This window comes from Hymenobacter saemangeumensis, from assembly GCF_039541835.1.
Lineage (GTDB): Bacteria > Bacteroidota > Bacteroidia > Cytophagales > Hymenobacteraceae > Hymenobacter > Hymenobacter saemangeumensis.
The window spans coordinates 86348-113159 of sequence record NZ_BAABGZ010000012.1; the positions used below are offsets into that span (position 1 = coordinate 86348).

Genomic DNA, 26812 nt, shown 5'->3' on the forward strand with positions numbered 1-26812 from the left:
CCCCAGGACCCCAAGACCCTAAGACCCTAGAACCGCAGCTGGTTGTAGTCGCCCAGGCTCAGGTCGTGGGGCGTGCCGGTTACGGTGGCGTGGTTGCCCACCATGGAATTGGTAATAACGGTGTTCAGCACCGAAGCCGACTGCTGCACGATGGAGTTGCTGAGGCGGGAGTCCCGTACGTTGGCGCCGTCGCCCAGGCTTACGTGGGGCCCAACTACGGAATCCGTCACGATGGCATTCTCGCCGATGTACACCGGCTCGATAATAACCGAGTTGGTTACCTTGGCGGAAGCGGCCACCAGGGTTTCGCCGCGCTCCTTCAGGTATTCCAGGTAGCGCTGGTTGGTAAATACCGTGGCGTCCTTGTTGCCACAGTCCAGCCACTCGCTCACGCGGCCGGGCACGAAGGTGGTGCCCTTATTCTTCATGTTTTCCAGGGCGTTGGTGAGCTGGTACTCGCCTTTGTCCTTGATGTCGTTGTCGAGCAGGTACTGCAGCTCATTGCGCAGGTACTCGCCGTCCTGGAAGTAGTAGATGCCGATGATGGCCAGGTCGGACACAAACTCCTGGGGCTTTTCCACGAACTCCGTAATCTGACCCTGCTCATTCAGCTTCACCACGCCGAAGGGGCGCGGGTCTTCCACTTTCTGCACCCAGATGGTGCCGGGCACGCTGGAATCCAGGGTGAAGTCGGCCTTAAACAGGGTGTCGGCAAAGGCTACCACCAGGGGGCCGCTAAGCGACTCGCGGGCGCAGAGGATGGCGTGGGCCGTGCCCAGGGGCTCGTCCTGGTACACGATAGTACCCTTGGCCCCTACCGACTCGGCAATGGCGACCAGGCTTTTCTCCACCGCCTCGCCAAAGCGGCCGATGATGAAGGCGACTTCGTCCACGGGCTCGCCGCACACTTTGGCAATGTCCTCCACGAGGCGCTGCACAATGGGCTTGCCAGCAATGGGAATCAGGGGCTTGGGAACGGTGAGGGTGTGGGGGCGCATGCGCTTGCCCATGCCGGCCATTGGGACGATAATCTTCATTCGGTGTTGGTGGTTAGTTGTCAGTTGTTCGTTGTCAGTTGTCAGGGTTCTGACCTCATTCTATTTAAGCAGCCAGGCCATGCCCGCTGTCATTTCAATTGCCAGCGCCTGCCGTCAGCCTTATCAGAACGAACTGACAACTGACAACGAACAACTGACAACCTTAAGGAAAGCTACGCTTTTCCCGTGCTCCCATACCCGCCAGAGCCGCGTTCGGTTTCGCTGAGTGCCTCGGCCGGCTGCCAGCTGATGGTTTCGTGGCGGGCAACTACCAGCTGGGCAATACGTTCGCCGTCGTTTACCACAAAGTTTTCGTTGGACAGGTTTACCAGCAGCACGCGCACTTCGCCGCGGTAGTCGGCGTCGATGGTGCCGGGGCTGTTCACGATGCCGATGCCGTGCTTTACGGCCAGGCCGCTGCGGGGCCGCACCTGGGCTTCGTAGCCCACGGGAATCTCCATGCTCAGGCCGGTGGGTATCAGCTGCCGCTCCAGGGGGCGGAGCGTAACCGGCCCCTCGGGCAGGTGAGCGCGCAGGTCGAGGCCGGCCGCGTGGGGCGTCTGGTATTCCGGCAGGGGGTGGCGCGAGTGGTTGATGACGGGGATGCGCATGGAAGCAACAGATTACGAAAAGCGTGGCAAATATATAGCGCGGCAACAGGCACGCTGCACCTTACCCGGCCCGGGGCTGCCGGGGCCGCTCTACCAGCCATAGCGCTAGCAGAAACAGGGCCGTCAGCCCGCCGTGCCAGAGGTGGCGCAGCCACCAGCCCTCCACCGTAACCAGCCAGCCCAGGCCCACCAGCACCGCGGCGCCCAGCAGCCACAGGCCCAGGCGGGCCGCGGGGTAGGGCACGGGAAAGTGCCGCTCGCCCAGGCGCCAGCACAGCATGGCCATGGTAAAGTAGCAGGCCAGGGTGGCCAGGGCGCAGCCCAGGTAGCCCAGCACCGGAATCAGCAGGAAGTTGAGCGCGATGGTGATGGCAGCGCCCCCAGCCCCGATGTAGGTACCGTAGTAAGTTTTATCAGTGAGCTTAAACCACACCGACAGGTTGTAGTACACGCCCAGGAAGAGGTTGGCCAGTAGCAGCACCGGCACCACTTCCAGTCCTTCGCGGTACTCGGCCCGGCGCAGGAACAGGCCGAAGTCCTCCAGGTTGAGGCTGATGCCCACGAAAATCACGGCGCAGCACAGCGTAAACCACTTCATAATGAGAGCAAACGTGACCGGCGAGTTCTTGTCGGTGCTCTGGGCAAAGAAGAACGGCTCGGCAGCGTAGCGGAAAGCCTGAATAACCAGCGACATAAAGATGCTAAGCTTGTAGCAGGCTCCGTAGATGCCCACCGCGGTGAGGCTGCTCTTGCCAGGGTAGAAGTTGTCGGGCAGCCACCTGGGCAGCAGGATGCGGTCGAGGGTTTCGTTTACCATGCCAGCCAGGCCCATCAGCATCAGCGGGTAGGCATACTTCAGCAGGGGCCGCAAAGGCGCCAGGCTGAGGCGGAAGCGGAAGTCCAGCAGCTCGCGGCCCAGCAGCAGCAGGGTAACGGCACTGGCTATCAGGTTGGCCAGAAACACGTAGCCTACGCCCAGGCCGGGGTCGTACACGGCCTCCACCAGGGGCCGCAGCCACGGCAGCGTTTCGCCTTTCATCACCTCCGGGCACAGCACGATGAAGAACAGGTTCAGCCCCACGTTCAGCAGGATGCTGGCCAGGCGGATACCGGCAAACTTGCGGGCTTTGTTTTCCAGCCGAAGCCGGGCGAAGGGAATGGCGGCTACCGCGTCGAGCCCCAGGATAAGGGCCACCCACACGGCGTACTGCTCGTGCCCGGGCGGAATCTCCAGCAGCCCCAGCAGGGGCCGGGCCAGCAGCGCCAGTATGGCAGTAAGTACCGCAGTGCTTACCAGCAGCAGGCTCAGTACCCGGTCGTACAACTCGCGGCGGTCGGCGCCGGGCCGGTTGGCGAAGCGGAAAAACGTGGTTTCCATCCCGTAGGTGAACACCACGTTCAGAAACGAGACATAGGCGTACAGCCCAGTGACAATGCCGTACTCTGCCGCCGCGAAATACCTTGTGTACACCGGCACCAGCAGGTAAGTGAGCACCCGGCCCACAATGCTGCTGATGCCATACACAGCCGTTTGGCTCGCCAGCTTATTTAAAACGCTCATTCCTTATCAATTAAAAATTATGAATTAAAAATTAAAAATTGTAGCAGGCAGGCGTAGAAGGGCATTCTGCCCACCAGACCAATTTTTAATTCATAATTTTTAATTTTTACTTCCCCTTAAAAGCTGCCGGGCGCTTTTCCAGGAAGGCACCGGTGCCTTCTTTGAAGTCTTCGGTGGCGAAGGCGCGGCCGAAGGCTTTGGCCTCGGCTTCGTAGCCGTTGAGGCCTTTGGCATAATGTGCGTTCACGCACTCCAGCACCATGCCGCTGGCCAGCGGGGCCTTGCTGAGAATCCTGGTCATCAGCTGCCGGCAGAAGTCCATCAGCTCGGCCAGGGGTACCACGTGGTTGACCAGGCCCAGGCGCAGGGCCTCGTCGGCCTTAATCATGTCGGCGGTGAGCAGCAGCTCGATGGCCTTGCCTTTGCCGATAAGCTGGGGCAGGCGCTGGGTGCCGCCGTAGCCGGGCAGCAGGCCCAGGTTTACCTCGGGCTGGCCGAAGCGGGCGTTGTCGGCGGCCACGCGCATGTGGCAGGCCATGGCCAGCTCGCAGCCGCCGCCCAGGGCAAAGCCGTTGATAGCGGCCAGCACGGGCTTGGTGCTATCCTCAATCTTGCAGAACACCTCCTGCCCGCGCTCGGCTGCGCGCTGGGCCTGGCCCGAGGTGAGGGCGGCGAGCTCGGCAATGTCGGCCCCGGCCACGAAGGCTTTCTCCCCGCTGCCGGTGAGCAGGATGCCGCGCACCTGGCGGTCGTCGAGGGCCAGCTGCATGGCGCTGTCAATTTCCTCGATGGTGGCCGCATTCAGGGCATTGAGCTTGCTGGGGCGGTTAAGCGTGATGGTGAGGATGCCGGAAGCGGCGTCCAGGTCATAAAGCAGGTTGTCGAACGAAGCGGCCATTGGTGAAAAACGGGTTGACGGATAAGGCCGCCAAAGATAGGGCGCGGGCGCTGGGAGCGCCCCCTTGCCTGTTCGGGCGAGCTATTCACCGCGGGAATGGCTGCATCAGCCGAAAAACTCGGCCAGGGCGCATACATTAGCCCACCTTTGCAACAGTAAACGGCTTAGGCGGCCTCCATTACATCTTTTCTCACCAGATTCGCTCACCTACACTCCTCTTCACGAACATGGGTTTTGTTTCCGAATTCAAAGAGTTTATCTCCAAAGGCAACGTCCTCGACCTGGCCGTGGGCGTCATCATCGGCGCGGCTTTTGGCAAAATTGTCAACTCGCTGGTCGACGACATCATCATGCCGGTTCTGAGCGTCTTCACCAAGGGCATCGACTTTCAGAACCTCTTCTACGTGCTGGACGGCAAGACCTACGCCACGCTGGAAGATGCCAAAAAAGGCGGCTCGGCCGCCATTGCCTACGGCAGCTTCCTGAACGCCGTTATTTACTTCGTCATCATTGCCTTTGTAATTTTCTGGGTAGTGAAGGGCGCCAACCGGTTCAAGAAAAAGCCGGCTCCCGTTACGGTAGTCGACCCTGCGCCCACCAAAGAGCAGATGCTGCTCATGGAAATCCGCGACGCATTGCGCTCGAGCCGCTAATCAAAAAATTATGCTAAAAAAAAGCCATTTGCGTTTCAGCAAATGGCTTTTTTGATGACCTCCTGTTAAAGTTTTGATTTTATTTGCCTGGGCTAAGCAACCGAATCAAAATAAGTTGCGAACTTAGGCCCGGCCTACTATGGTGCCGGCATAACAGGAATATTTTTTGAACCCCTGGGCTGCTCTTATCGTTAGGCCGCTAACCCCTTCCCCTCCACCCTATCTTTTCACCCATGAAGAAGTTGCTTGTTGCCGCGCTCATCAGCGGCCCGGGTTTGCTTGCTACGCCCAAGGCCAAGGCCCAGGCTGCACCCGACTTCCCCACCAGTGGCCAGCAGACGCCTGCCAATAGCGAAGCCGGCGCCCGCCGCAACACCCGCACCAATGCCGATGAACTGGCCCGCCAGCAGCGCCAGGCCGCCATGTCGCCCGATGAGCGGCAGCGCGACCAGCAGCTGCAGGTGCTAGAAGCCCGCACCGGCATGGTTACCAACAATACCTCCTACGGCCGCAGCGGCCCCGACCGGCAGTTCGACTCCAGCCGGGGCGGGGGCTTTAAAGTGAAGAAGTTCAAGCCGAAAAAAGGCATGGGCGAGCAGAAGCGCGGCATCAGCCGCAGCGTAGCCCGCGGCGCCGACCCCCAGGGCGAGCGTCTTATTGACAAGAAGCGCAAGAAGTTCCTGTTCTTTTAATAGCCTTCCAAAAAGTAGTAGTTGAAGCCCCGACGCCCTGCGTTGGGGCTTTTTCATTTCGGCTACTATAGTCAGGCGAATTAGGCGCTCAGGGGCTCTCGGCTGCTGCCCGGCGCAGCGGCCAGGTGTTCGGAAGGCGGGTGGCCGTACTGCTCGCGGAAGGCCCGGCTGAAGTAGGACAGGCTCTGGAAGCCCACCTGATAGGCCACATCGGCCACGGTGCCGGCCTGGGCCTCCAGCAGCTGGGCGGCCCGCCGCAGCCGAAGCGTACGGATAAAATCGGTGGGCGACTGGTCGGTGAGGGCCTTAAGCTTGCGGTAGAGCTGAATGCGGCTCATGGCCAGCTCACTGGCAAATACCTCCACGTCGAACTCCGCGTCCTGGAAGTGGGCTTCTACCACGGCCAGGGCCTTGTTTAGAAACACTTCCTCTACCGGGCTGATGCTGATGGCGTGGGGCTGCAGCGTTACCTCCCGGCTGTAGCGCTGGCGCAGCTGCTCCCGCTGCCGGAGCAGGTTGCGCACCCGGGCCTGCAGCTCGCGGGGGCGGAAGGGCTTGGTGAGGTAGTCGTCGGCGCCCAGCTCCAGCCCGGCCAGGCGGCTGTCGTCGCCGGAGCGGGCCGTGAGCAGCACCACAGGAATGTGGCTGGTGCGCTCGTCGCTTTTCAGGTGGCGGCACAGCGCCAGCCCGTTCATCACCGGCATCATCAGGTCGCTCACCACCAGGTCGGGCACGGTATCGGTAATCAGCCGCAGCCCGGCTTCGCCTTCCCCCACCGTCAGCACCCGGAACTCCACTTGCAGGCAGCTTGCTACATAAGCCCGCATTTCGGCGTGGTCGTCCACTACCAGCACCAGGGGGCGCAGGTCTTCGGCCTCCCGCCCGGCAGCATCGGGCGTGGGCAGGGGAGCCAGCTGCTCTCCGCTCTTGCCGCTCTGCTCCCCGCTTTCCCTGCCGTCTTCATCCACTGGGGCCAGCTCTTCGGGTTTGAGATGCGCCTTACCCAGGGGCAGGCAGACCGTGAAGGTGCTGCCCACGCCCGGAGTGCTTGCTACGCTCACCGTGCCGTGGTGCAGGGCTACCAGCTCCCGCACCAGCGTCAGACCGATGCCGGAGCCTTCGTACTGCCGGGTGGCCGAGTCGTCTACCTGGTGAAACCGGTCGAAGATGCGCGGCAGGTGCTCGGGGGGAATGCCAATGCCGCTGTCTTGCACCGTGAGCACGGCCTGCTCCGGCCCGGCAGCCAGCCCCACGCGCACCTGCCCGCCGCGGGGCGTGAACTTCAGCGCATTGCCCAGCAGGTTGGCCAGCACCTTCTCCAGCTGGTCGCGGTCGATGAAAGCCGGCAGCTCCGGCCCGGGGCCCGCTCCCTCCAGCCGGACGCCACGGGTAGCAGCCAGGGAGTCGAAGGCAGCCACGTGCTGCTCTACAAAGGCCCGCAGGTCGGTGCGGCGGGCCCGCAGGCGCAGCTGGCCTGCCTCCAGCCGGGCAATGTACAGCAGCTGGTTGATGAGCTCCAGCAGCCGGCTGGCGTGGCGGTGCATCAGCCCGTACCGCTCGCGCCGGGTGGCTGGCGCCAGCTCGGCCGGGCCGGAGAGCAGCTCCTCCAGCGGCCCGATAATGAGGGTGAGCGGGGTGCGCAGCTCGTGGCTGATGTTGGTGAAGAACCGCGTTTTCAGCTCGTCCAGCTCCTGCAGCCGCCCGGTGGTGCGCAGGCTTTCCTGCAGCTCGGAGTAGGCTTTCTGCAGCTCCTGCGCCCGTTGGGCCAGGGCATCATTGGCTTTCTGCTGCACCTCGTCTTTTTCCTGCAGCGCCGCCATGGCCTGCTGCTGGGCGGCCTGCCGCTCCTGCCGGGCCAGGTTTATGCGGTCGGCGAGGCCCAGCGAAAGCAGGATAACTTCCAGCACGGAGGCAATCCGCACGCCGTTCTCGGTCAGGAAACTGACGGGAACAAGGCCCAGCACCCGGAGGTAGAAGTAGACAATGGCGACGATGAGCAGGGTCCAGCCCGCCATGAAGTAGCGGGCCGGCCGGAAGCCCGCCCACAGCTGGTAAAGCCCTACCGCCAGCAGCACCAGGCACAGCAGCAGCGCAGCGAAGGTGGGCCCAAAGCCGACGGCGCGGAGCGCCAGGCGCGGCCAGCTCTCAACGCCCAGGGGCAGCCGCTGCAGCGCGTAGCACAGCAGCGGCACCACGGCCAGGAAAAGCAGCCGCCGCAGCAGCCGGTCGACGCGGGGCAGCAGGCGCCGGGTGTCCAGAAACGAGCGGTCGAGCAGGATGCTGCTGGCCATGGTGCCGCCCAGCAGCAGAAACTCCACGCCCATCTGGTCTATTTCACTTAGCACGTACAGCCCCCAGCGGCGCAGGTAGCCCATCATGTGGGCCTGCAGCAGGCCAAAGCTGAAGGTGAACAGCACATAGTAGAGGTAGCCGCGGTCGCGGACGGAGAAAAACAGCAGCAGGTTGTACAAGGCCAGTCCCAGCAGCACGCTGAAGTAAGCCGTCGCCCGCAGGTCGCGCTCCTGGTAGGCCTGCTGCAGCACTGCCCGCTCCCGAATGTCGAACCAGAACAGCCGGCTGGAGCAGCGCAGGTACAGGGTGTACTCCTGGCCCGGCTGCAGGGGCAGCGCCACGTTGTAGAGGTGGCTGGGCACGGCGTAGCTGCCGGCCCGGTTCTTCTCGTCGTCGATGACGCGGTGGTATACGCCGCCGCTTTCCGCCACCAGAAACAGCTCGAAGGGCCCTACTGCCGAGTTCTGACTGCTGAGCAGCCAGCTGGTACCGGCCCGGCCATCGTTCCGCAGCCGGCAGCGCAGCCAGTATCCCGCCCCGGTGTTGTTGCGGTCGGGTACGGCTTCGCTGCTCGGCTCGAAGCGGGCGGCGAAGCGGGCCGAGCGGACCTGGGCCAGGGTCAGGGGGCTGGCCCCGGCTTCGGGGCGGGGGTCGGCCAGCAGGCTCCAGTAGGGGCCCAGGTTATAGGTCTGCGCCGTGTCGCGCAGCAGCACCACGGAGGAGGCCCCGGACCCGGGCTGCGCAAACCCCGGCAGGCGGCAGCACACCAACGAGAGCACAGCCAGCAGCAGGCAGCGGTAGCGGGTAAATAACTGCGCCATAAATGTGCTGAACCAGGGAGAGAAGGCCCGATTTTCTTCCGAACTACTTAAGCCTTGGTCAGCCAATTTATGGAAATGGATTTAGAACTGCAAAAGGGCGGAAAATGCCAAAAATGTCACTTATTCCAGTTTTTTCCTCAAAATACCAAGCAAAAGTAACCTCCGGGCAAGCATTTGAACGCTCCGTACTAACCCGTGGGCAAGGTCCCGGCCTAGGTTTGCCCTCATGGTTTCGGCCCCGGTGTTGGGCTGGCCAGGCACTGTTTTCCCTCACCAATTCCATCCTAAAGCTCATGCAAAAAACTACCTATCCCGGCAGCCTGGCTGCTTTGTTCCATCCCTTGGTCCGGGCCTGGCGCGGCGGCCTGCCCGGCTTGCTGCTGGCCCTGCTGGCCCCGCTGGCGGTGCTGGCCCAGCCCTCCAACGACGAGTGCACGGGGGCCATCAGCCTCACGCCTGGCGGCGCCTGCGCAGCCGGCACCTTGTTTCAGGCAACGGAATCGACAGTTGTTGCTGACTGCCCCCACAACGGAATTGAGGATGTATGGTACTCTTTTGTGGCCACCTCTCCCTTCCATGGCATCACGCTCAACAACCCGAACTTAGACATGTTGCTGGAAATGCGCCAGGGGGCATGCGGGGCCATCTTGCGCCGCTGTCCTGTATATGCAATTGGCAGCAGCACCGACAGCATCAGCGCCCAGGGGCTGGTAGTGGGCCAGACGTATTTTGTACGCGTCTATGCGACCCTCAACGTTACTGCCACGCCGGCTACCGGGGTATTCAGCATTTGTGTTACTACCCCTGGTCCCTGTGCCGCGCCCAGTAGCCTGATAGCTAGCAACATCACCAATACCGCTGCTGACCTTAGCTGGAGTGGCGGGGGCAGCGGCGTAGATTATGAGGTGGAGTACGGCCCGGCGGGCTTTACCCCCGGCACCGGTACCAGGGTGTACAGCCTGGGTGACCAAATCTACAGTGCCAATGGCCTGAGCCCCGCCACCGCTTACCAGTTCTACGTCACGCAAATCTGCGGCTCGGGCCGCAGCAGCAGCCGGGTAGGGCCCTACAGCTTCAGCACCACCGGCACCACTACGCTGGTGGTAAGCACTGCCCAGAACGTGCAGGGCACCTACGATTTTGTCACCATCACCGCGACGGGCGTAGCCACGCTCACGGGCCCCCTCACGGTCAATCAGCGCCTGCGGGTGCAGGACGGAGGCGTGCTGGTTACCAACTGCCAGCCCCTGACCGGCAGCGGCAGCTTTGAGCCCGAGCCGGGCAGTGAGGTGCGCATCTGCCACGCCCAGGGCCTGTACGCCACCGGGGCGCAGGGCGCCGTGCAGATGACCGGCAACCGTGTGTATGCCAATGAGGTGACCTATACCTACAACGGCACCGTGCCCCAGAGCACGGGCCCCGGCCTGCCGTCCGAAGTTCAGGGCCTGGTGGTCAACAATGCTGCCGGCCTCACCCTCAACAACAGCGGCGTGGGCGTAACCCAGGCGCTGCGCCTGCTCAACGGCAACCTCAACACCAACGGCCAGCCCCTGCGCCTGCTTTCCCGGGGCAGCGGTACGGCCCTGGTCGACAACACCGGCGGCGTGGTAAACGGCACCGCTCAGGTAGAGCGCCACGTGGAGTCGACGCTGAACGCCGGCCTGGGCTACCGCCACCTTAGCGCTCCGGTGCAGTCGGCGCCCATCAGCCAGCTGAGCACGGCCGCCCCCGTGGTGGTAAACCCGGCTTACAACGCCGCTGCCCCCGCCGTGCGCCCCAACGTGACCCCTTTCCCCACGGTATTTTTCTACAACGAAGCCCTGGTGCCGACCGGCGGCAGTACCCTGGCCGACTTCGACCAGGGCTGGCTTTCTCCTACTGCCACCTCCGACCCCATGGTGGTGGGCCGCGGCTACACCGTGCAGGTGGCCGGCGGGCTAACCGCCACCTTCACCGGCCCGCTGAACAACGGCCCCTTCACCTCTCCTGCCCTTACGTACAGCAGCAGCGGCAGCCAGGCAGGCTGGCACCTGCTGGGCAACCCTTACCCCAGCCCCATCGACTGGAGCACCATGAGCGTGGGCAGCCAGCCCACCAACAACCTGCAGAACATGAACGGGGCCGTGTACGTGTACCAGAGCACCGGCCGCTACAGCGGCACCTACCGCAGCTACCAGAACGGCATCGGCGGCAACCCGCTTATTGCCAGCGGCCAGGGCTTCTTCGTGCGCGCCGCTGGCCCGGGCCAGACTGGCACCGTCCGGATGAGCAACGCCAACCGGGTTACGGCCTGGACGCCTACCAGCTCGCAGCTGTTCCGCGGCAGCGCCGACCTGCGCCCCCGCCTGCAGCTCACGCTGGCCGGCAGCACCGGCATCAGCCCCGACGAAACCAGCATCTACTTTGAGGCCGGCGCCACGGCCGGCCCCGACGCACACTACGACGCCTACAAGCTGCGCAACCCCGGCCCGGCCGCGAACCTGTTCAGCGTGTTAGGAAGTGAGGAGCTGAGCATTAATGGCCTGGCCCCGCTGGGCACTCAGGAGGTAGCCGTTCCGCTAGGCCTGGCCCTACCTCAGGCTGGCCAGTACACGCTACGGGCCGAGGCCCTGCTCAACTTCGGCAGCACTGCCCTGTACCTGCGCGACGCCCACACCGGGGCCCTGGTCAACCTGCGCCAGCAGCCGGCCTACTCCTTCCAGGTATCGGCCGCTGAGCTGAGCAGCAGCACCCGCTTTTCGGTGGTCTTCCGCCCGGCGGCGGTCACCGGCGCCCGCGGCGGGCTCGATGCCAGCCAGGTGGCCCTGTTCCCCAACCCGGCCCGCCACGAAGCCACCCTGCTCCTGCCGGCCCTGCCGGCCCGCACGGTAGCGGTGCAGCTGTACAACGCCCTGGGCCAGTCAGTGCTCAGCCTGTCCTTCCCCACCGCAGAGGCCGGCAGCACCCTGCGCCTGCCGCTGCAGGGCCTGGCCGCGGGCGTGTACATTCTTCGCATTAGTGCTGGCAGCGGTGCACCGCTCACCAAGCGCCTTGTAATTGAGTAACCTTTTTCTGCAAACCGCCGGGGCCGTCCTGGCCCCGGCACTTTTTTTCTCCTTATGAAAACCCTGTCCACCTCCTTTCTCCTGCTACCGGCGCTGGTCCTGTTCCTGGCCGGCAGCTTGTCAGCCCAGCCCGGCGGCGGCCCCACGCCCGGGGGCGGCAACAATCCCACCCCGGTACCCATCGACGGCGGCGCTTCCCTGCTGCTGGCGTCGGGGGCTGCCCTGGGGCTGCGAAAGCTGCGCCGTAAATACCGCCGCCAGCTATAATACCAACGCTTTGCTCTATTGCTACGAATTTCAACTTGTCACTTTTTCCCAATGAAACATACCCTTCTTTTTTTGGCAGCCGCTAGCCTGGCCTTACTTGCTGGCTGCGAGCAAGCCAGTGAAGCAAAAAAGTCCTACAACGCCATTGTAACCACCACCAAGGCAGCGGAATCCCTCTCTGCCAGTATGGAGGAGGCGCAAACGCACCAGGCCGAGCGCGTGAAGCGCGGCGACACCCTATCCATCAACTACAAAGAGCTCCATAAGCTTCTGCCCTCTGCTATTGAAGGCTATACAGCCGAGGGCGAGCCCGAAGGAGAATCGGTGCAGATGCCGGGTATGCAATACTCCTCCACCAAGCAGCGGTACCGGAAAGGCGAAGAAACCCTGTCGGTGCAGCTCGTGGATTACAACGGGGCGGCCACGATGTTTACCGCCGCCACGGCCATGGTGGGCACCGGCATTGCGGTTGAAGACGAAACTCAGCTCATGCGCAGCCTCGACCTGGGCATGAAGGGCGTGAAAGGCTACGAAAAGCTGGATAAGCAGGGGCACCAGGCCTCCGTCCTGCTCGGGGTGGCCGACCGGTTTTTCGTGACGCTAGAGGCTACCGGCCAGAAGGATACCGAGCTGGTAAAATCTGCTGCCCGGCAGCTAAAGCTGAGCGGCCTGGCCAGGATGTAATTTTTGTTCCGCGGCAACAACCAGCATCAAAAAGCCCCGACTGCAGCTGCAGCCGGGGCTTTTTGATGCTCGCACGAAGCGCCGTAATTACAGCGTCCGCTTGATTTCCTTTTCTTCGAAGCCTTCGATGTTGTCGCCTTCCACCAGCTCGTTGAAGTTCTTGATGGAGATACCGCACTCGTAGCCCTGGCGCACTTCGCTAACGTCGTCTTTGAAGCGCTTGAGGTCCTGAATGTCGCCGGTGTGCAGCACGATGCCGTCGCGCACCACGCGCACCTTGGTTTTGCGCGTGAACGTGCCTTCCGTCACCATACAGCCGGCAATGGTGCCCACCTTGGTGATGTTGAACACCTGGCGTACTTCGGCGTTGGCCACCACCACTTCCTGCACCGTCGGGGCCAGCATGCCTTCCATGGCATCCTTTACCTCGTTGATGGCATTGTAGATGATGGAGTAGAGGCGGATGTCAATCTGCTCCTGCTCGGCCAGCTTGCGGGCGCTCTGCGAGGGACGCACCTGGAAGCCGATGATGATGGCGTCGGAAGCCGAAGCCAGCAGCACGTCGCTTTCGGAGATGGCGCCCACCCCTTTGGTCAGAATGTTCACCTTCACCTCGGGCGTGCTCAGCTTGAGCAGGGAGTCCGACAGGGCTTCCACCGAGCCGTCCACGTCGCCCTTCACCAGGATGTTGAGCTCCTTGAACGAGCCAATGGCCAGGCGGCGGCCGATTTCATCCAGCGTGATGTGCTTCTTGGTGCGGATGCTCTGCTCGCGGGCCAGCTGCAGGCGCTGCGTGGCCAGCTCGCGGGCTTCGCGCTCCGTGTCCATCACCTGAATACGGTCGCCAGCCTGCGGGGCGCCGGTAAGGCCCAGCACCTGTACGGGCGTGGCCGGGCCAGCTACTTTCATCTTCTTGCCGCGGTGGTCGGTCATGGCCTTCACGCGGCCGTAGTGCGGGCCGGCCAGCACCACGTCGCCCACGTTCAGCGTGCCGGTTTGTACCAGCACCGTGGTTACGTAGCCCCGGCCTTTGTCCAGCGAGGCTTCGATAACCGTGCCGATGGCGTTGCGGTTGGGGTTGGCTTTCAGCTCGAGCAGCTCGGCTTCGAGCAGCACCTTTTCCAGCAGCTCTTCCACGCCGATGCCCGACTTGGCCGAAACTTCCTGGCTCTGGTACTTGCCGCCCCACTCTTCCACCAGGATGTTAATCTGGGAAAGCTCCTCGCGGATTTTCTCCGCGTTGGCGGCCGGCTTATCAATCTTGTTGATGGCGATGATAATCGGTACCCCGGCGGCTTGCGCGTGGTTGATGGCTTCCTTGGTCTGCGGCATCACCGAGTCGTCGGCCGCCACCACGATGATGGCGATGTCCGTCACCTTGGCACCACGGGCACGCATGGCGGTAAACGCTTCGTGGCCCGGGGTATCGAGGAAGGTAATGGGGGCGCCGTTCTTGGTTTTCACCTCGTAGGCTCCGATGTGCTGCGTAATACCACCGGCTTCGCCTTTGGCTACGTTGGCTTTGCGGATGTAGTCGAGCAGCGAGGTTTTACCGTGGTCGACGTGACCCATGATGGTCACAATCGGGGCGCGGTGCTCCAGGTCTTCCGGGTCGTCGCCGGCATCCACGTCAATTTCTTCTTCTTCTGCCGACAGGAACTCCACGTCGAAGCCGAACTCGTCGGCAATTACCGTAATGGCTTCGGCGTCGAGGCGCTGGTTGATAGACACGAACATGCCCATGCCCAGGCAGACCTTGATAACCTCGTTCACGTTCACGTCCATCAGCGAGGCCAGGTCATTGGCCGAGATGAACTCCGTGAGCTTGAGGGTCTTGGCTTCCTGCTCGTTCTGCAGGCGCAGAGCTTCGCGGTCTTCCTCGCGCAGGCTGCGCTTGTCGCGGCGGTACTTGGCGCGGTTGGCCTGGCCCCCGCTCTTGTTGCCGCCGAGCTTGGCCAGCGTGGCCTTGATTTGCTCCTGAATCTGCTTTTCGGCCTGCTCGGGCGTGAGGGCCGGCTGCTGCGGACGGTTGGGCTGGTTCTGGTTGGGCCGGTTCTGACCGCCTTGGCCGCCACCGGGGCGGTTCTGGCCGCCCTGGCCGCCACCGGGACGGTTGCCCTGGTAGCCGCCGCCTTGTCCCTGGCCGCCACCGCCGGGGCGGTTGCCCTGGTAGCCACCACCCTGGCCGGGCGTGCTGGGCGTGCCGCTGCCGGGAGGGCCGGGCAGGCGGGTGCGCTTTTTCTGGCCGGGGCCGGCCGGCAGGCCACGCTTGCTTACATCGGACGACGCAATGGGGCGGGGGCCACGGCCACCCGGACCACCGCGGCGGTCGTTGGTGGGCAGCTCAATCTTGCCCAGTACCGTCAGGCCCTTCAGCTGGTCGGCTTTGGCAACGATGGTGCTGCTGTCTTCGGGTGTGGCATCGGCTGGAGCGGCTGGAGCTACCGGAGCCGGAGCCGCAGGCGCCGCCGCGGCTGGAGTGGCCGGCGGCGTGGGTGCTGCAGGAGCAGGTGCTGCCGGGGCAGCCGCTACCGGCGCCGGGGCTGCCGGCTGCGGAGCCGGTGCAACGGGGGCCGGAGCTGCCGGAGCCTCTGCTTTCGGCGCGGGCGCGGGCGCAGGAGCCGGGGCTTCCGGCTTAGGAGCAGGCGCCGGGGCTGCTGCAGCCTGGGGAGCAGGTGCGGGCGTCGGTGCTGCGGCAGGAGCCGGCGTTGCCGGCCGCGGTGGCACTACGCGTCCTTTGCTGTCTAGTTCAATTTTACCCAGCACCTTCAGGCCCGGAGCCGAGGAGGGCGCAGGCGCAGGCGTTGGAGCTGGTGCCGGGGCAGGAGCCGCCGCCACGGGGGGCGTTGCAGCTACCGGCGCCGGGGCTGGCTTAGGGGCCGGAGCCGGCGCGGGCGCGGGCTTAGGAGCCGCTTCCAGGTCGCTCTGGCGCTTGGCCTGAATGACTTTCTGCGCTTCCTGACGGTCGTGAGCAGAGGCCGCGAATTCCTTTTCAAGCAGAGCCACCTGCTCGCCGCTGAGCTTGGTGGTCGGCTTGTTCTCTACTTGTATTCCTTTTTTGGACAGGGCTTCCACCACCCTATCCATTCCAATGTTCAGGTCTTTGGCCGCCTGTTGTAGCCGTTTCGGGGTTGCTTCCGCCATTCTTTTCTTGTCTCGCGTACGATACGCTTCTAATTGCAAAGGTATTACATTAAATCTTGCCAGCAGGGCATAAATCGCACCTGCTGGCTTGATTTACATTACCCCTGCCGTACCGGCCGCGCGGCCGTCATTGGGCCGGCTCGGCGGGAGAGCTGGCGCCCGCTTCCTCGGTAGCTGTGCTGCCGGCCGCTGCTTTGCTGGCGGCCGCATTGTTTTTGGCGGCTTCCAGCGTGCTGTCGTCGAGGTCTTCATCATCGGCAAACTCCTGGCGGATAATACGGTAGACGTCGTCTACCATTTCTTCCTCCAGCTCGGTGCGCCGCACGATGTCTTCCTTTTTCACCGCCAGTACGGCGCGGCCGGTGTCGAGGCCGATTTTGCGCAGCTCGGCAATAATCCAGGGTTCGATTTCGTCCTGGAACTCGTCGAGCGAGATGTCTTCCTCGTAGTCGGTGGCTTCGCGGAACACGTCGATTTCCATGCCCACGAGGCGGCTGGCCAGCTTGATGTTGGCGCCGCCGCGGCCGATGGCCAGGCTTACCTGGTCGGGCTTCATGAATACCGACACGCGACCGGTCTCGTGGTTAATCTTCATCGAACCCACTTTGGCCGGCGATAGTGCCCGGGCAATGTACAGCTCCAGGTTGTCGGTGTAGTTGATGATGTCGATGTTCTCATTTTCGAGCTCGCGCACCACGGGGTGAATGCGGCTGCCCTTCATGCCCACGCAGGCACCTACCGGGTCAATTCGCTCGTCGTAGCTTTCTACGGCCACCTTGGCGCGCTCGCCGGGCTCGCGCACCACGTTCTTGATGGTGATGAGGCCGTCGTAAATCTCGGGCACCTCCAGCTCGAACAAGCGCTCCAGGAACGCCGGCGCGGCGCGCGACAGGATGATTTTCGGCGTGCCGTTAATCACTTCCACGCGGTGTACCACGGCGCGCACGGTGTCGCCCTTGCGGAACCGGTCCTTGGGAATCTGCTCGCCCTTGGGCATCACCAGCTCGTTGTCGTCCTTGTCCATGATGAGGGCCTCGCGGCTCCACACCTGGTACACCTCGCCGGTCACGATTTCGCCCACCTGGTCCTTGTACTTCTGGTACAGGTTGTCGCGCTCCAGGTCTTTCACGCGCTGAATCAGCGTCTGCCGGGCCATGAGCACGGCGCGGCGACCGAAGTCCTCCAGCTTCACGGCCTCGGCCACCGATTCGCCGATTTCGAAGTCGGGCTCGATTTTCTGGGCTTCGCTCAGCGGAATTTTGTCGTGGTCCCAGATATCCTCCGAGTTGTCGTCCACAATCTCCCGGTTGCGCCAGATTTCCAGGTCGCCATTGTCGGGGTTGATGATGACGTCAAAGTTTTCGTCCTGGTCGTACTTCTTGCGAATCATGGTCCGGAACACGTCGTCCAGGATGCTCATCATCGTCGGGCGGTCGATGTTCTTGCTCCGCGCGAATTCGCTGAAGGATTCAATTAGTTCGTGGCTGTTCATGGTACAGTTGTCAGTTGTTCGTTGTCAGTTGTCCGTTCGTTCCGCCGTCAGCTTTGTAAGAACAACCTGACAACGGACAACTGGCAACTGACAACTCTTTACTTGAAGGATATAACAACCTTGGCTTCCTTAATGTCCCCGAAGGGGTAGAAGGCGGCCGGCAGGGTGGTTTTCTTGGTTTTGGATTTGATGACTTCCTCGATTTCGACGCCTTCGGGCGTGGCGGCCGTCAGGGTGCCGGATTTCTCGGTGCCGTCCTGCAGCTTCAGGGCCAGGGTGCGGCCCACGTGGCGGGGGTACTGCCGCGGGTCGCTCAGGGGCTGGTCGGCACCGGGCGAGGTCACTTCCAGCGAGTACACGGCCTCTTCGCCGTAGTGCTCCTCAATGCGCCGGTTGAGGCGGCGGCTGATAAGGGCACACTCGTTAATTCCGAGGCCATTGGGGCCATCAAGTATTACGGTAATCTTGGGCATTACCGAATCGGACACGGTGAGGCCGACCAGGAACAGCTCGTTCTCGCCGATGGCATCGTGGAGCATTTCCAGCAGCAGGTTGCGGTCGAAAGCCATAAAGACGCAGGGTGTAGGACAAAAAAAGAGGGGACTGCGCGTCCCCTCTTTTCAGATTGAATACCAACTTCGGCCACAAAGATACGACAAGGGCTGCGGAGAAGCAAGGTGGGGCGACGTCACAAGCAACCCGCTAGCAATTCCGTTATATTATATCTAAGTTTACTCACGCGGCGGTACCGGCAGCAACTCATGGCGGAGCCGGCTCGCGCTGGTTCATTTTCTCACTTTTCTATTTTTCGTAATGACCACCTTCCAGACAGCTCTTTACCCCATCGCAGCCTTGCTCATCACAACCGGTGCCCAGGCTCAGGACAGCCCCAAGGCAGTAGCCAGCCCCCCGGCCACCGCCGTGGGCAAGATTGGCGCCGCCGACGTTACGGTGAAATACAGTAGCCCGGCGGTAAAAGGCCGCAGCATCTGGGGCGGGCTGGTTCCTTACGGCCAGGTATGGCGGGCCGGGGCCAACGAGGCCACTACCATTGAGTTCAGCAAGCCGGTGAAGGTGGAAGGCAAAGACCTGCCCGCCGGCAAGTACTCATTCTTTGTCGTCCCCAGCGAGCAGGAGTGGAAAATCATCTTCAACAAGACAGCTAACCAGTGGGGAGCCTTCAAGTATGAGGAAAAGACGGACGCGCTGCGCGCGGCGGTGAAGCCCCGCCCGCTGGCCACGCCCAGCGAGCGGCTCACCTACGAAGTGCAGCCCAGCGGCCTGGTGCTGCGCTGGGAGAAAATGGAGCTGCCCATCTCGATAAAGTAAGCGGGACTACCCTGAACAAGAAAACCCGGCACTACGCCGGGTTTTCTTGCATATAGCGACCTTAAATCCGGTTATTTCACCACTTCCAGCCAGCCGCGGATGGGCGCCGCCGTGCCAGCCTGCAGCACATAGTGGTAAACCCCGGCCGGCTGCCCTTCGGCGCCCCAGCCGCCCCGGTAGGCGGCGCTTTCGTACACCAGCTGCCCCCAGCGCGAGTAGATGCGCAGGCGGGGCTGGCAGGCAAACACCGGCTGGAAAGTGTCGTTCTCGCCGTCGCCGTTGGGCGTGATGATGTTGGGCACGTACTGCTCCCGCACCGTGACGGGCGGCAGGGCGGCTTCTACCTGACAGCCGCTGCTGTAGCTCAGCGTGGCGCGGGGCCGGTAGGTGCCGGGCTGGGCGTAGGTGTGCTCCGCGGCCGGGCCGCTGGCCTGGCTGCCGTCGCCAAAGTCCCAGGCTACGCTGCCGGCCGCGGCAGTGCCCAGACTGCTGGCGCTGCTGAAGCGCAGGCTCAGGGGAGCGGTGCGGTTATCGGCGCAGCTGGAGGCGGCTTCCCACTGGGCGGTGAACAGCGGCAGCGGCACCACTTCCATGCGCCGGGTGACGGTGGCCGTGCAGTTGCCGGCGCTGACCGTGTAGGTAAGGACGGTAGTTCCCATGGCCCCCGGCGGCAAGGTCCAGAAAAAGCCGGTGCTGGCCGAGCCGCTCACGCCGGGCCCGGCCCAGGTGCCGCCGCCGGGGCTGGCACGTAAAGCCACGCGCAGGGCGCGGCCGGCGCATACAGTCGTATCGGGCGGTGCCTGGGCCTGCAGGTTCATGCCCACCTGCACCACAATGAACGCCACGGCCGGGCAGTCGAGCCCCGGCGCCAGGTAAGTATAGCTGATGCGGTGCTGCCCTACCCCGGCCTGGGCCGGATTAAACGTAGCGCCATTTACTCCCGGCCCGCTGAAGCTGCCCCCGGCCGGCTGGCCCGTCAGCGCAACCGGGCTGCTCGACAGGCAGAAGCTATACCCTGGCAGCGGCGCAATGCTGGCTACGGGCACCGGCACCACCGAAACCTGACGGGATGCCGTGCCCCCGCAGGCATTGGCACCCGGGGCCGTATACGTCAGCACCTGGCGGCCAATGAGCGCGGCAGAAGGAGTGAACACAAAGCCGGAGGCGACGCTGCCCGTTACGCCGGGACCGGCCCAGCTGCCTCCCGCGGGCAGGGCGGGCAGCGGCAGGGGGGCGCCTGCCGCGCAAACTGTTGTATCGGCGGGCAGCTGCACGGCAATGGTGGGCAACACACTCAGGCTGATGCTGGCTGTGCCGCTGCAGCCTTGGGCCGAAGTGAAAGAATAGGTAATAAGGTGCTGCCCGATACCGGCCAGCGCGGGGGTAAATGTGGTGCCACTCACCCCGGGGCCGCTGAAGCGGCCTCCCTGCGGCGTAGCCACCAGCTGCACCGGGGCACTGGCCAGGCACAGCATATTACCCGAAGGCAGCGGCTGAATACTGGCCACGGGCTGCGGCGCCACGGTAATGCGCCGCTCGCCCACCCCACCGCACTGGTCGGCCCCGGGGGCGGTGTAGGTGAGCGTCTGCACGCCTTGCAGCGGGGGGGCGGGCGTGAACACAAAGCCCGCAGCAGCGGTGCCGCTTACGCCCGGGCCAGTCCAGCTTCCCCCCGGGGGCTGAGCCGTCAGGCGCAGCGGTGCCCCATTGACACAGATAGTGGTATCGGCCGGCAGGCGCACGTAGATGCTGTCGGCTACCGTTACTGCCTGCGTGGCTACTACCGAGCAGGCCAGGCCGGGCACGGCGTAGGTGTAGCTCAGGATATGGCGGCCCGGTCCGGCCTGGTCCGGAAAAAACTGGCTGCCCACCACACCCGGCCCGCTGAAGGTGCCGCCGGCTGGCAGGGCAGTCAAGGGCTGAGGAGCCGGCGGGCGCAGCCCCAGGCAGACGGTTGCCCGAGGCAAGGGCGAAAAGCTGGGCGGGGGCGGGGCCACCACCCGAATGCGCAGCGGCGCCGAGCTGCCGCAGATGCTGGCCCCGCTGATGGAGTAGGTAAGCACCTGCACGCCTACCAGGGCGGGCGTGGGCGTAAAGAAATAGCCCGCAGCGGCGTTGCCCGTAACGCCCGGGCCGCTCCAGGTGCCGCCCCCGGGGCTGCCTACCAGGCGGCGCGGGGCGGCCGTAGCGCAAATGATGGAATCGGTGCCGGTGGTAATGGGAATGGTTTCGAAGTTAATCTTGAAGGCCGCGTTGTTGCAGTTGAGAAAGCCGCTCTGGGGGCTGTAGCTGTTGGCCCCGGGTGGTACCGGAAAGCTGCCATTGCTGCCGCAGGAACACACGGCATGGTACACGAAGCCGCGTGGGTCGAAGCGGCAGGTGCCGCCGTCTACGTGGTCGCCGTTCCAGGGGTCGTTGGTACCAAAGAAGGTGGCGTACTGCAGCTGGGCCATGCCGGGGCTGAACTGCGCCAGGTAAAAGTCGGTGCTGTCGGTGCGGGCCTGCACGGCATTGGCCGTTACGGGCAAGCCCCAGGTGGTGCCGTTGTCGAAGCCGAAGCCGTAGGTGCGCGTGTTTATCCCGCCGCCCCAGCCACTGATGTACACTCGGTCGCACTGGTCGACCAGAAACGCGGTGGGCGACAGGTTGATGCGCCCCGGCCCGGTGCCAAACACGGTGCTGAACCGCAGCGAGTCGAGGTTGGCGCTGAGCTTCTGCACATATTGCCGGCTGCCGGGCACGCCGTAGCGTCCCGGGCTCACGGGCACCGTGCCCAGGGTCTGGCCCAGCAGGTACACCTGCCCGCTCAGGTCCAGCTGCAGGAAGTAGGCCTGGTCGTAGGCCGATGTGCCCAGGTAAGTGGAGCGCAGCAGCGTGCTGCCCGACGCCGAGATGCGGGCCACGAAGCCGTCGATGTTGCCGCCCAGAGCCGGCTGATAGGCCCCGGGCGTCACGGGGAAGTTGCTGCTGCCCGTGCCGCCGGCCACAAACAGGTCGCCGGCGGCATTCAGCTGCAGGGAGTAGGCCGCATCGGGGCCGCTGCCACCCAGCAGGGTACTCCAGCGCAGGCTGCCCAGGCTGGGCGACAGGGCACATACCGCGGCATCGGTGCCCCCGCCCAGGGCCGTACCGAAGCTATTAGCCGTAGGAAAGTTGGCCGAAGCCGTGGTGGTAGCCAGGTAAACCGTACCCTGGGCATCGAGCAGCACATCGCCCCGGAAGGTGTCGCCGTAGTTGCGACACAGGCGCGGCTGGGGTGCCTGGGCGTCGAGCAGGCCGTCGTTGCCGCTGCCGCCGAGGTAAGTACTGGCCAGCAGGGAGTCGCCAGCCGCGCTCAAATGACTTATTACCAGGTCCGACCCATTGGGCATGCTGTAAGGCGGGCCATAGCCGTAGGGCTCAAAGTTGCTGCCCCCGCCAAACTGCGGCTGGTAGACGCCCGCGGTTACGGGGAAGTTCAGGGAGCTGGTCGTGCCTAGTACCACCAGCTCGCCGCGGGCATTCGCCACGATGCTGTGTGGAAACTCGGTGCTGCTGCCCCCCAGGTAGGTGGCCCAGATGCGGGCCGCCGGGCCATTCACGGCAGGGTTGTACTTGATAAGGGCAATGTCGCACTGCCCGTTGAAGGTAGAGTCCTGGGCGCCGGGGCTGGTGGGGTAGCCGGGGCCAAAGGAGATGCCGCCGGAGTAGAGGTTGCCCTGCTGGTCGTAGGTGGCGGTAAAGCCCCAGTTGTCGGAGGCAGAGCCGGTGTAAGAGGAAAACACCACCGTGGGGTCGATGGTAAGGGGCCGGCGGCGGTCGTAGTGGCCCAGCGCAAACGATACGGTGCTGCCCCGCAGCACGTAGCGGCAGGCCACTGGCTGGCGCTGCCCCCCTGCGGTAGTCTGCCAGGCCTTGGGGGCCAGCTCCTGCACGGTAGCCACGGTGGTTTTGATGACCAGGTTGCCTTTGCTGTCCAGGCTCATAGCATCGGCACCTTCGTAGCGCAGGGCAATGCGGGCGGCATCGGCCTGCGGCGCCAGCACAAAGTCGTACTCCAGCTGCTGCTGCTCGTTCTCGTACACCTGTAAGTCGATGCCGGCCCACAGCTCACTGTACTTCACCTGCCGGAAACCGGGTACGCGCCGGGCCCAGCGGGCGGGGTCGCGGCCCTGCAGGTAGTTGCGTACCGAGCCGGTGGGCTCCCCGGCGCTGAGGCGCGGGTGGGCCCTGGCCTGCTCGAAGCTAACGCGCACGGCGTGGCCTCTGAGCCGGGTCTTGGCCTGGCGAGCGGCGCGGTGGCTGGGCAACCCCGCAAACAGCGCGTAGGTGAAGGCGTTATCCTCGAGGAAAAGTCGCCCCCCGGGCAGCTCCGCTACGTAGCGGGCGCGCTCGTCGTGCTGCCCCCGGTTGGGGATAAACTCCAGGCTGCGCTCCTCGTGCGGCCGGCCTACCGGCACGATGGGCCGGCGCTGCACGGCCTGGGCGCGCGCCGGCTCCGGGCTGCTGGCCCAGGCGAGAAGCAGTACCCACAAAAAAAATGAGTTCGTAAACCAGTGTTTCATTTTTTGCAGACAGCAAGCCTTGATGATTGGTGCACCATTTATCCCAATTCCTCAACCAGATACGGTGAAGGTAGGCGCTGAGGATGCAAGCCGCAACCGCTATGCGGCAGACGCTGCTGCCGGGCTGGCGAAAGCCCCGCAGGCCGGGCTTAACGTAGCTTTGGGCAGGCGGATACGTGGCGCTGCTGCCGGCTGGCCCTGGCTGGCTTTACTGGTCGCGGTACGCCTCCGGGAATAGTGGTGGAGCGGCTTCCCGGCCCATCATTCCTGCCTTACCTTCTCACCTTATCTCCACTTTTCAAGCGCATGGACTACCGCCTCACTCAATACTCCCACGGCGCGGGCTGCGGCTGCAAAATCGCCCCCGCCGTGCTCGACCAGATGCTGCATACCACTATTGCCCAGCCCCAGCACGAGCGCCTGCTGGTGGGCAATGCCAGCCGCGACGATGCGGCCGTGTACGACATCGGAGGTGGGGAAGCCGTTATCAGCACCACCGACTTCTTCATGCCCATCGTCGACGATGCCTACGACTTCGGGCGCATCGCCTCGGCCAACGCCATCAGCGACGTGTACGCCATGGGCGGGCGCCCGCTCATGGCCATTGCCGTGCTGGGCTGGCCCGTGGACAAGCTGCCGCCCGAAATAGCGCGGCGGGTGCTGGAAGGGGCCCGCAGCATCTGCGCCGAAGCCGGCATCCCCCTGGCCGGCGGCCACAGCATCGACTCGCCCGAGCCCATCTTCGGTCTGGCCGTGACCGGCATGGTCAACATCGTGGACCTGAAGCGCAACGACACCGCCACGGCCGGCTCCGAGCTGTTCCTGACCAAGCCCCTGGGCGTGGGCATGCTCACCACGGCCCAGAAAAAAGGCCTGCTGCGCGAGGAGGACGCCGCCATTGCCCCCACTCAGATGATGGCCCTCAACAAGATTGGCTACGACCTGGGCCGGCTCGACGCCGTAACCGCCCTTACCGACGTTACCGGCTTTGGCCTGCTGGGCCACCTGGCCGAGGTGTGCGAAGGCAGCCAGCTCACGGCGGAAATCGACTTTAGCAAAGTGCCCCGCCTGGCGCAGGCTGAAGCCTACCGCCAGCAGGGGGCCATTCCCGGCGGCACCCAGCGCAACTGGGCCAGCTACGGCCACAAGGTGGGCCCCCTCAGCGAGGAGCAGCGCCACTGGCTTTGCGACCCCCAAACCTCGGGCGGCCTGCTGGTGTGCGTGGCCCGCGAAGGCCGCGAACAGGTGCTGGAGGTGTTTGCCCGGCACAGCCTGGCCCTGGAAAGCTTCGGCACCCTGCACGCCCACCGCGAGGGCCAGCCCTGGGTGTCGGTAAGCTGAGCACAACTGCGGGAAACTTCGGGCCGGGATTGATGCATCTGCTTCATTCCAAAGCAATAGTCGACCGGGGCGGGTATATTTAGACACCTTTACCACTCGGCTCCCATGCGCTTCCCGGCTTTCCTGCTCCTGCTACTTGGCCCGGCCCTACCGCGCCCGGTCCTCGCCCAGCTTTCGGTAACGGCCGTGGCACCCGCCGCCAATTTGCGCAGCGCGCCGGCCGGCAGTGCTACGCAGGCGACCCTCAGCCAGCCCCTCAGCCCCAGCGCGAGCGGCGCCCTGCAGGTGTTCAGCAGCCAGCGCGGCGGGCGGCGCTCGGGCAGCAGCGGCAGCACCACGGTAAGCGGCAGTGCCGTAGCCTTTGCTCCCAGCTACCCGTTTCAGCCCGGCGAAACCGTGACGGCGACCCTGGGCGTTGCGGCCCAAGCCAGCAGCGGGGCAGCGCTACGCGCCCCGCACGTGTGGCAGTTCACGGCCGCCACCGGCGGCAGCGGGCGCGGCACCTTTCTGCGGGCCCCGGACACGGCCCTGCCCGATGCGGTAGAGACAATGGCGGCAGCCGACCTGGATGGCGACGGTGACCAGGACCTGCTTACGGCCAGCCTCACTGCCAACACAATAACCCTGCGCTTCAACGACGGGCGGGGGCAGTTCAGCGGAGGCCAGAGCCTGCCGATGAGCGGCGGCCCCATTAGCCTGGCCCTGGGCGACATTGACGGCGACGGTGACCTGGACCTGGCCGTGGCCACCCGCGATGGCAACAACACGGTGAGCCTGCTGATGAACAACGGCAGCGGCAGCTTCAGCCCCGGCCAACAAATCCGGGTAGGTGACCGATACAACTTCAACTGGCCGGTAACGGGCCTGCACGAAGTTGCCCTGGCCGATATCGACGGCGATGGCGACCTGGACCTGATTGCCACCCTCACCGGCTCGACCTACAGCCAGCCAACGCTGAGCACGCGCCTTAACTCGGGCAACGCCGCCGCCCCTTTTTCGGGAGGTGGGCAGGACCTGCTGCTGCTTAACAACAGCAGTGGTTTCGGCAATCCGTATGGCATCGCCGTGGGCGACCTTGATGGCGACGGCGACCTGGATGTGGTTGTGAGCTGTGGCGGCTACTACCCCACGGGTTTCTTTTTCAATAATGGCGCAGGGAGCTTTGGCCCCCCGGTTGTCAACCAGATTGGCCTGGGCTGCTATCTGCCCGCCCTGGGCGATGTGGACGGCGATGGCGACCTGGACCTGCTGATTACCAGCGCCAGCAGCATGGCCTCCCTCAACCAGCTGCACGTTCGGCTGAACAACGGGCAGGGAGCCTTCACCAGCGGCCCCAACTACCTGGTGAGCCCACTCCCTAAAAACCCGGCTTTGGGTGATGTAGACGGCGACGGCGACCTGGATGTGGTTATCACCTGCAATGGCGTGCTGAGTGTGCGCTTGAACAATGGCAGCGGCGACTTCGCCCAGACCATTAACCAGTCCGTAACGGGCGACCTGGGTACCACCCTCCTGCGGGATGTGGACGGCGACGGTGACCTGGACGCCCTCCTTCCGGCCAGCAACCGCTGGGTAAGCAGCAGCCTCAACGGCGTGGCCACCCTGCTGAATCATCCCGCGGGCACCACCGCTGCTCAAACCGGAAAGCGGTTGCCGGCCTTCACGCTAACCCCCAGTCCGGCGCACGGCTGGGTGCAGCTGAGCGGCCTTGCCCCCGGCCAGCCAGTTCAGCTGCTCGACGCCCTGGGCCGCGTGGTGGAAGAATACGTCCTGAGTGCGGACGGCGTACTGCCATTGCGTGTGGCACCCGGACTCTACCTGGTACGCAGCGGCGCCCATACCCGGCGCCTGCTGGTGGAATAAGTTAAGAGGCCCGCAGCTGCTGAGCAGCGAGCAGCTGGCACACCGCCAAGCCAGAGCAGGGACTTGAGAAGGAGTTGCTTATTCCTTCCTGAAGAACCCCGCCCAACCGCCGGCTTTGGTGACCTGCCGCGGCTAATGGCTGCTGTGTGCTTCGGATGCAAGGCAGCATATGGTTGGGGTAATGGCCGCTGTGGTTTGGAATGTGCGCACAATTTTCTGCTCACAAAACCGGCTGAAAGCCAATAGCGGCCTAGTAGAGCAGTTGTGCTAAACGCCACCGGGGGCTAACCTCTGCGAATTGACATCCGTAAATAAGCACAGGTCACCTGCTGCCGGCTAAAGCAGAGATAAACACCGGAGTCTTAGATAAGCCCCGCGCCCCTGGCTGCGGGGCTTTTTGCTTATTGCCGGCGCCGGTTAGTCACCCATCTAAGCAACCGCCCAGCCATCAAGCTTGCTAACCTAAGTTGCGGGGTATAGATGAGGCAGAAAAAAAGTCTGTTCGGCGTGAACAGGCTAGGTTTGAAGTATTCGACCCC

17 protein-coding genes are annotated in these 26812 nt (G+C 64.0%); 8 read left to right on the plus strand and 9 right to left on the minus strand.

Going from position 1 to position 26812, the window contains the following annotated elements:
• Positions 1 to 26: 26 nt before the first annotated feature.
• From ABD919_RS04430 to ABD919_RS04445, 4 genes are all read right to left on the minus strand, one after another.
• Positions 27 to 1037, minus strand: coding sequence for a sugar phosphate nucleotidyltransferase (locus ABD919_RS04430; RefSeq protein WP_345234168.1), 1011 nt, complete (start codon positions 1035 to 1037; stop codon positions 27 to 29).
• 173 nt (positions 1038 to 1210) lie between these two features.
• Complete coding sequence (gene dut, locus ABD919_RS04435; protein WP_345234169.1) at positions 1211 to 1648, minus strand: dUTP diphosphatase; 438 nt, start codon at positions 1646 to 1648, stop codon at positions 1211 to 1213.
• Positions 1649 to 1709: 61 nt separating this feature from the next.
• A complete protein-coding gene (locus ABD919_RS04440) occupies positions 1710 to 3209 on the minus strand; it encodes a polysaccharide biosynthesis C-terminal domain-containing protein (protein ID WP_345234171.1) in 1500 nt (499 codons plus the stop codon).
• Between the two features lie 106 nt (positions 3210 to 3315).
• Positions 3316 to 4107, minus strand: a complete 792-nt coding sequence (locus tag ABD919_RS04445) for an enoyl-CoA hydratase/isomerase family protein (RefSeq protein ID WP_345234173.1) — start codon at positions 4105 to 4107, stop codon at positions 3316 to 3318.
• A 227-nt stretch (positions 4108 to 4334) separates the two neighbouring features.
• Between ABD919_RS04445 and mscL the strand changes: the two genes are divergently transcribed.
• The gene (gene mscL / locus ABD919_RS04450; RefSeq protein ID WP_345234175.1) at positions 4335 to 4760 is read left to right on the plus strand and encodes a large conductance mechanosensitive channel protein MscL; all 426 of its coding nucleotides are present in this window, start codon (positions 4335 to 4337) and stop codon (positions 4758 to 4760) included.
• Between the two features lie 233 nt (positions 4761 to 4993).
• The gene (locus ABD919_RS04455; RefSeq protein WP_345234177.1) at positions 4994 to 5452 is read left to right on the plus strand and encodes a hypothetical protein; all 459 of its coding nucleotides are present in this window, start codon (positions 4994 to 4996) and stop codon (positions 5450 to 5452) included.
• A gap of 80 nt (positions 5453 to 5532) precedes the next feature.
• On the opposite strand, the gene ABD919_RS04460 is transcribed toward ABD919_RS04455, so the two are convergent.
• Complete coding sequence (locus tag ABD919_RS04460; RefSeq protein ID WP_345234179.1) at positions 5533 to 8565, minus strand: 7TM diverse intracellular signaling domain-containing protein; 3033 nt, start codon at positions 8563 to 8565, stop codon at positions 5533 to 5535.
• A gap of 293 nt (positions 8566 to 8858) precedes the next feature.
• Between ABD919_RS04460 and ABD919_RS04465 the strand changes: the two genes are divergently transcribed.
• From ABD919_RS04465 to ABD919_RS04475, 3 genes are read left to right on the plus strand one after another with little or no spacing between them, the layout of a single operon-like run.
• Positions 8859 to 11609 (plus strand): T9SS type A sorting domain-containing protein, encoded by a 2751-nt coding sequence (locus tag ABD919_RS04465; RefSeq protein WP_345234181.1) that lies wholly within the window; start codon positions 8859 to 8861, stop codon positions 11607 to 11609.
• Between the two features lie 54 nt (positions 11610 to 11663).
• Positions 11664 to 11876 (plus strand): PID-CTERM protein-sorting domain-containing protein, encoded by a 213-nt coding sequence (locus ABD919_RS04470; protein ID WP_345234182.1) that lies wholly within the window; start codon positions 11664 to 11666, stop codon positions 11874 to 11876.
• Positions 11877 to 11927: 51 nt separating this feature from the next.
• Positions 11928 to 12560 (plus strand): hypothetical protein, encoded by a 633-nt coding sequence (locus ABD919_RS04475; protein ID WP_345234184.1) that lies wholly within the window; start codon positions 11928 to 11930, stop codon positions 12558 to 12560.
• Positions 12561 to 12647: 87 nt separating this feature from the next.
• Here the strand turns inward: ABD919_RS04475 and infB are convergent, their stop codons facing one another.
• From infB to ABD919_RS04490, 3 genes are all read right to left on the minus strand, one after another.
• Positions 12648 to 15704, minus strand: coding sequence for a translation initiation factor IF-2 (gene infB / locus ABD919_RS04480; RefSeq protein WP_345234186.1), 3057 nt, complete (start codon positions 15702 to 15704; stop codon positions 12648 to 12650).
• Between the two features lie 127 nt (positions 15705 to 15831).
• On the minus strand, positions 15832 to 17196 hold the full coding sequence (gene nusA, locus ABD919_RS04485; RefSeq protein WP_345234188.1) for a transcription termination factor NusA: 1365 nt from the start codon (positions 17194 to 17196) through the stop codon (positions 15832 to 15834).
• A 98-nt stretch (positions 17197 to 17294) separates the two neighbouring features.
• On the minus strand, positions 17295 to 17765 hold the full coding sequence (locus tag ABD919_RS04490) for an LSm family protein (protein ID WP_345234189.1): 471 nt from the start codon (positions 17763 to 17765) through the stop codon (positions 17295 to 17297).
• Positions 17766 to 18009: 244 nt separating this feature from the next.
• On the opposite strand from ABD919_RS04490, the gene ABD919_RS04495 reads away from it, so the two are divergent.
• On the plus strand, positions 18010 to 18525 hold the full coding sequence (locus tag ABD919_RS04495) for a DUF2911 domain-containing protein (RefSeq protein WP_345234191.1): 516 nt from the start codon (positions 18010 to 18012) through the stop codon (positions 18523 to 18525).
• 71 nt (positions 18526 to 18596) lie between these two features.
• Here ABD919_RS04495 and ABD919_RS04500 read toward each other — a convergent pair whose 3' ends face one another.
• Positions 18597 to 23039 carry a DUF7948 domain-containing protein gene (locus ABD919_RS04500; RefSeq protein WP_345234193.1) on the minus strand — a complete coding sequence of 1481 codons (4443 nt, stop codon included), beginning with the start codon at positions 23037 to 23039 and terminating at the stop codon, positions 18597 to 18599.
• A 336-nt stretch (positions 23040 to 23375) separates the two neighbouring features.
• Here ABD919_RS04500 and selD point away from each other — a divergent pair, with 336 nt between their 5' ends.
• Complete coding sequence (gene selD / locus ABD919_RS04505) at positions 23376 to 24410, plus strand: selenide, water dikinase SelD (RefSeq protein ID WP_345234196.1); 1035 nt, start codon at positions 23376 to 23378, stop codon at positions 24408 to 24410.
• A gap of 105 nt (positions 24411 to 24515) precedes the next feature.
• Entirely contained in the window at positions 24516 to 26273 is a 1758-nt protein-coding gene (locus tag ABD919_RS04510) for an Ig-like domain-containing domain (RefSeq protein WP_345234197.1), read from the plus strand.
• Positions 26274 to 26812 lie beyond the last annotated feature (539 nt).

What these genes read in the sequence shown, in the direction of transcription:
- ABD919_RS04430 (WP_345234168.1), bottom strand. Translation starts at nt 1,037, where the DNA reads ATGAAGATTATCGTCCCAATGGCCGGCATGGGCAAGCGCATGCGCCCC.
- dut (WP_345234169.1), bottom strand. Translation starts at nt 1,648, where the DNA reads ATGCGCATCCCCGTCATCAACCACTCGCGCCACCCCCTGCCGGAATAC.
- ABD919_RS04440 (WP_345234171.1), bottom strand. Translation starts at nt 3,209, where the DNA reads ATGAGCGTTTTAAATAAGCTGGCGAGCCAAACGGCTGTGTATGGCATC.
- ABD919_RS04445 (WP_345234173.1), bottom strand. Translation starts at nt 4,107, where the DNA reads ATGGCCGCTTCGTTCGACAACCTGCTTTATGACCTGGACGCCGCTTCC.
- mscL (WP_345234175.1), top strand. Translation starts at nt 4,335, where the DNA reads ATGGGTTTTGTTTCCGAATTCAAAGAGTTTATCTCCAAAGGCAACGTC.
- ABD919_RS04455 (WP_345234177.1), top strand. Translation starts at nt 4,994, where the DNA reads ATGAAGAAGTTGCTTGTTGCCGCGCTCATCAGCGGCCCGGGTTTGCTT.
- ABD919_RS04460 (WP_345234179.1), bottom strand. Translation starts at nt 8,565, where the DNA reads ATGGCGCAGTTATTTACCCGCTACCGCTGCCTGCTGCTGGCTGTGCTC.
- ABD919_RS04465 (WP_345234181.1), top strand. Translation starts at nt 8,859, where the DNA reads ATGCAAAAAACTACCTATCCCGGCAGCCTGGCTGCTTTGTTCCATCCC.
- ABD919_RS04470 (WP_345234182.1), top strand. Translation starts at nt 11,664, where the DNA reads ATGAAAACCCTGTCCACCTCCTTTCTCCTGCTACCGGCGCTGGTCCTG.
- ABD919_RS04475 (WP_345234184.1), top strand. Translation starts at nt 11,928, where the DNA reads ATGAAACATACCCTTCTTTTTTTGGCAGCCGCTAGCCTGGCCTTACTT.
- infB (WP_345234186.1), bottom strand. Translation starts at nt 15,704, where the DNA reads ATGGCGGAAGCAACCCCGAAACGGCTACAACAGGCGGCCAAAGACCTG.
- nusA (WP_345234188.1), bottom strand. Translation starts at nt 17,196, where the DNA reads ATGAACAGCCACGAACTAATTGAATCCTTCAGCGAATTCGCGCGGAGC.
- ABD919_RS04490 (WP_345234189.1), bottom strand. Translation starts at nt 17,765, where the DNA reads ATGGCTTTCGACCGCAACCTGCTGCTGGAAATGCTCCACGATGCCATC.
- ABD919_RS04495 (WP_345234191.1), top strand. Translation starts at nt 18,010, where the DNA reads ATGACCACCTTCCAGACAGCTCTTTACCCCATCGCAGCCTTGCTCATC.
- selD (WP_345234196.1), top strand. Translation starts at nt 23,376, where the DNA reads ATGGACTACCGCCTCACTCAATACTCCCACGGCGCGGGCTGCGGCTGC.
- ABD919_RS04510 (WP_345234197.1), top strand. Translation starts at nt 24,516, where the DNA reads ATGCGCTTCCCGGCTTTCCTGCTCCTGCTACTTGGCCCGGCCCTACCG.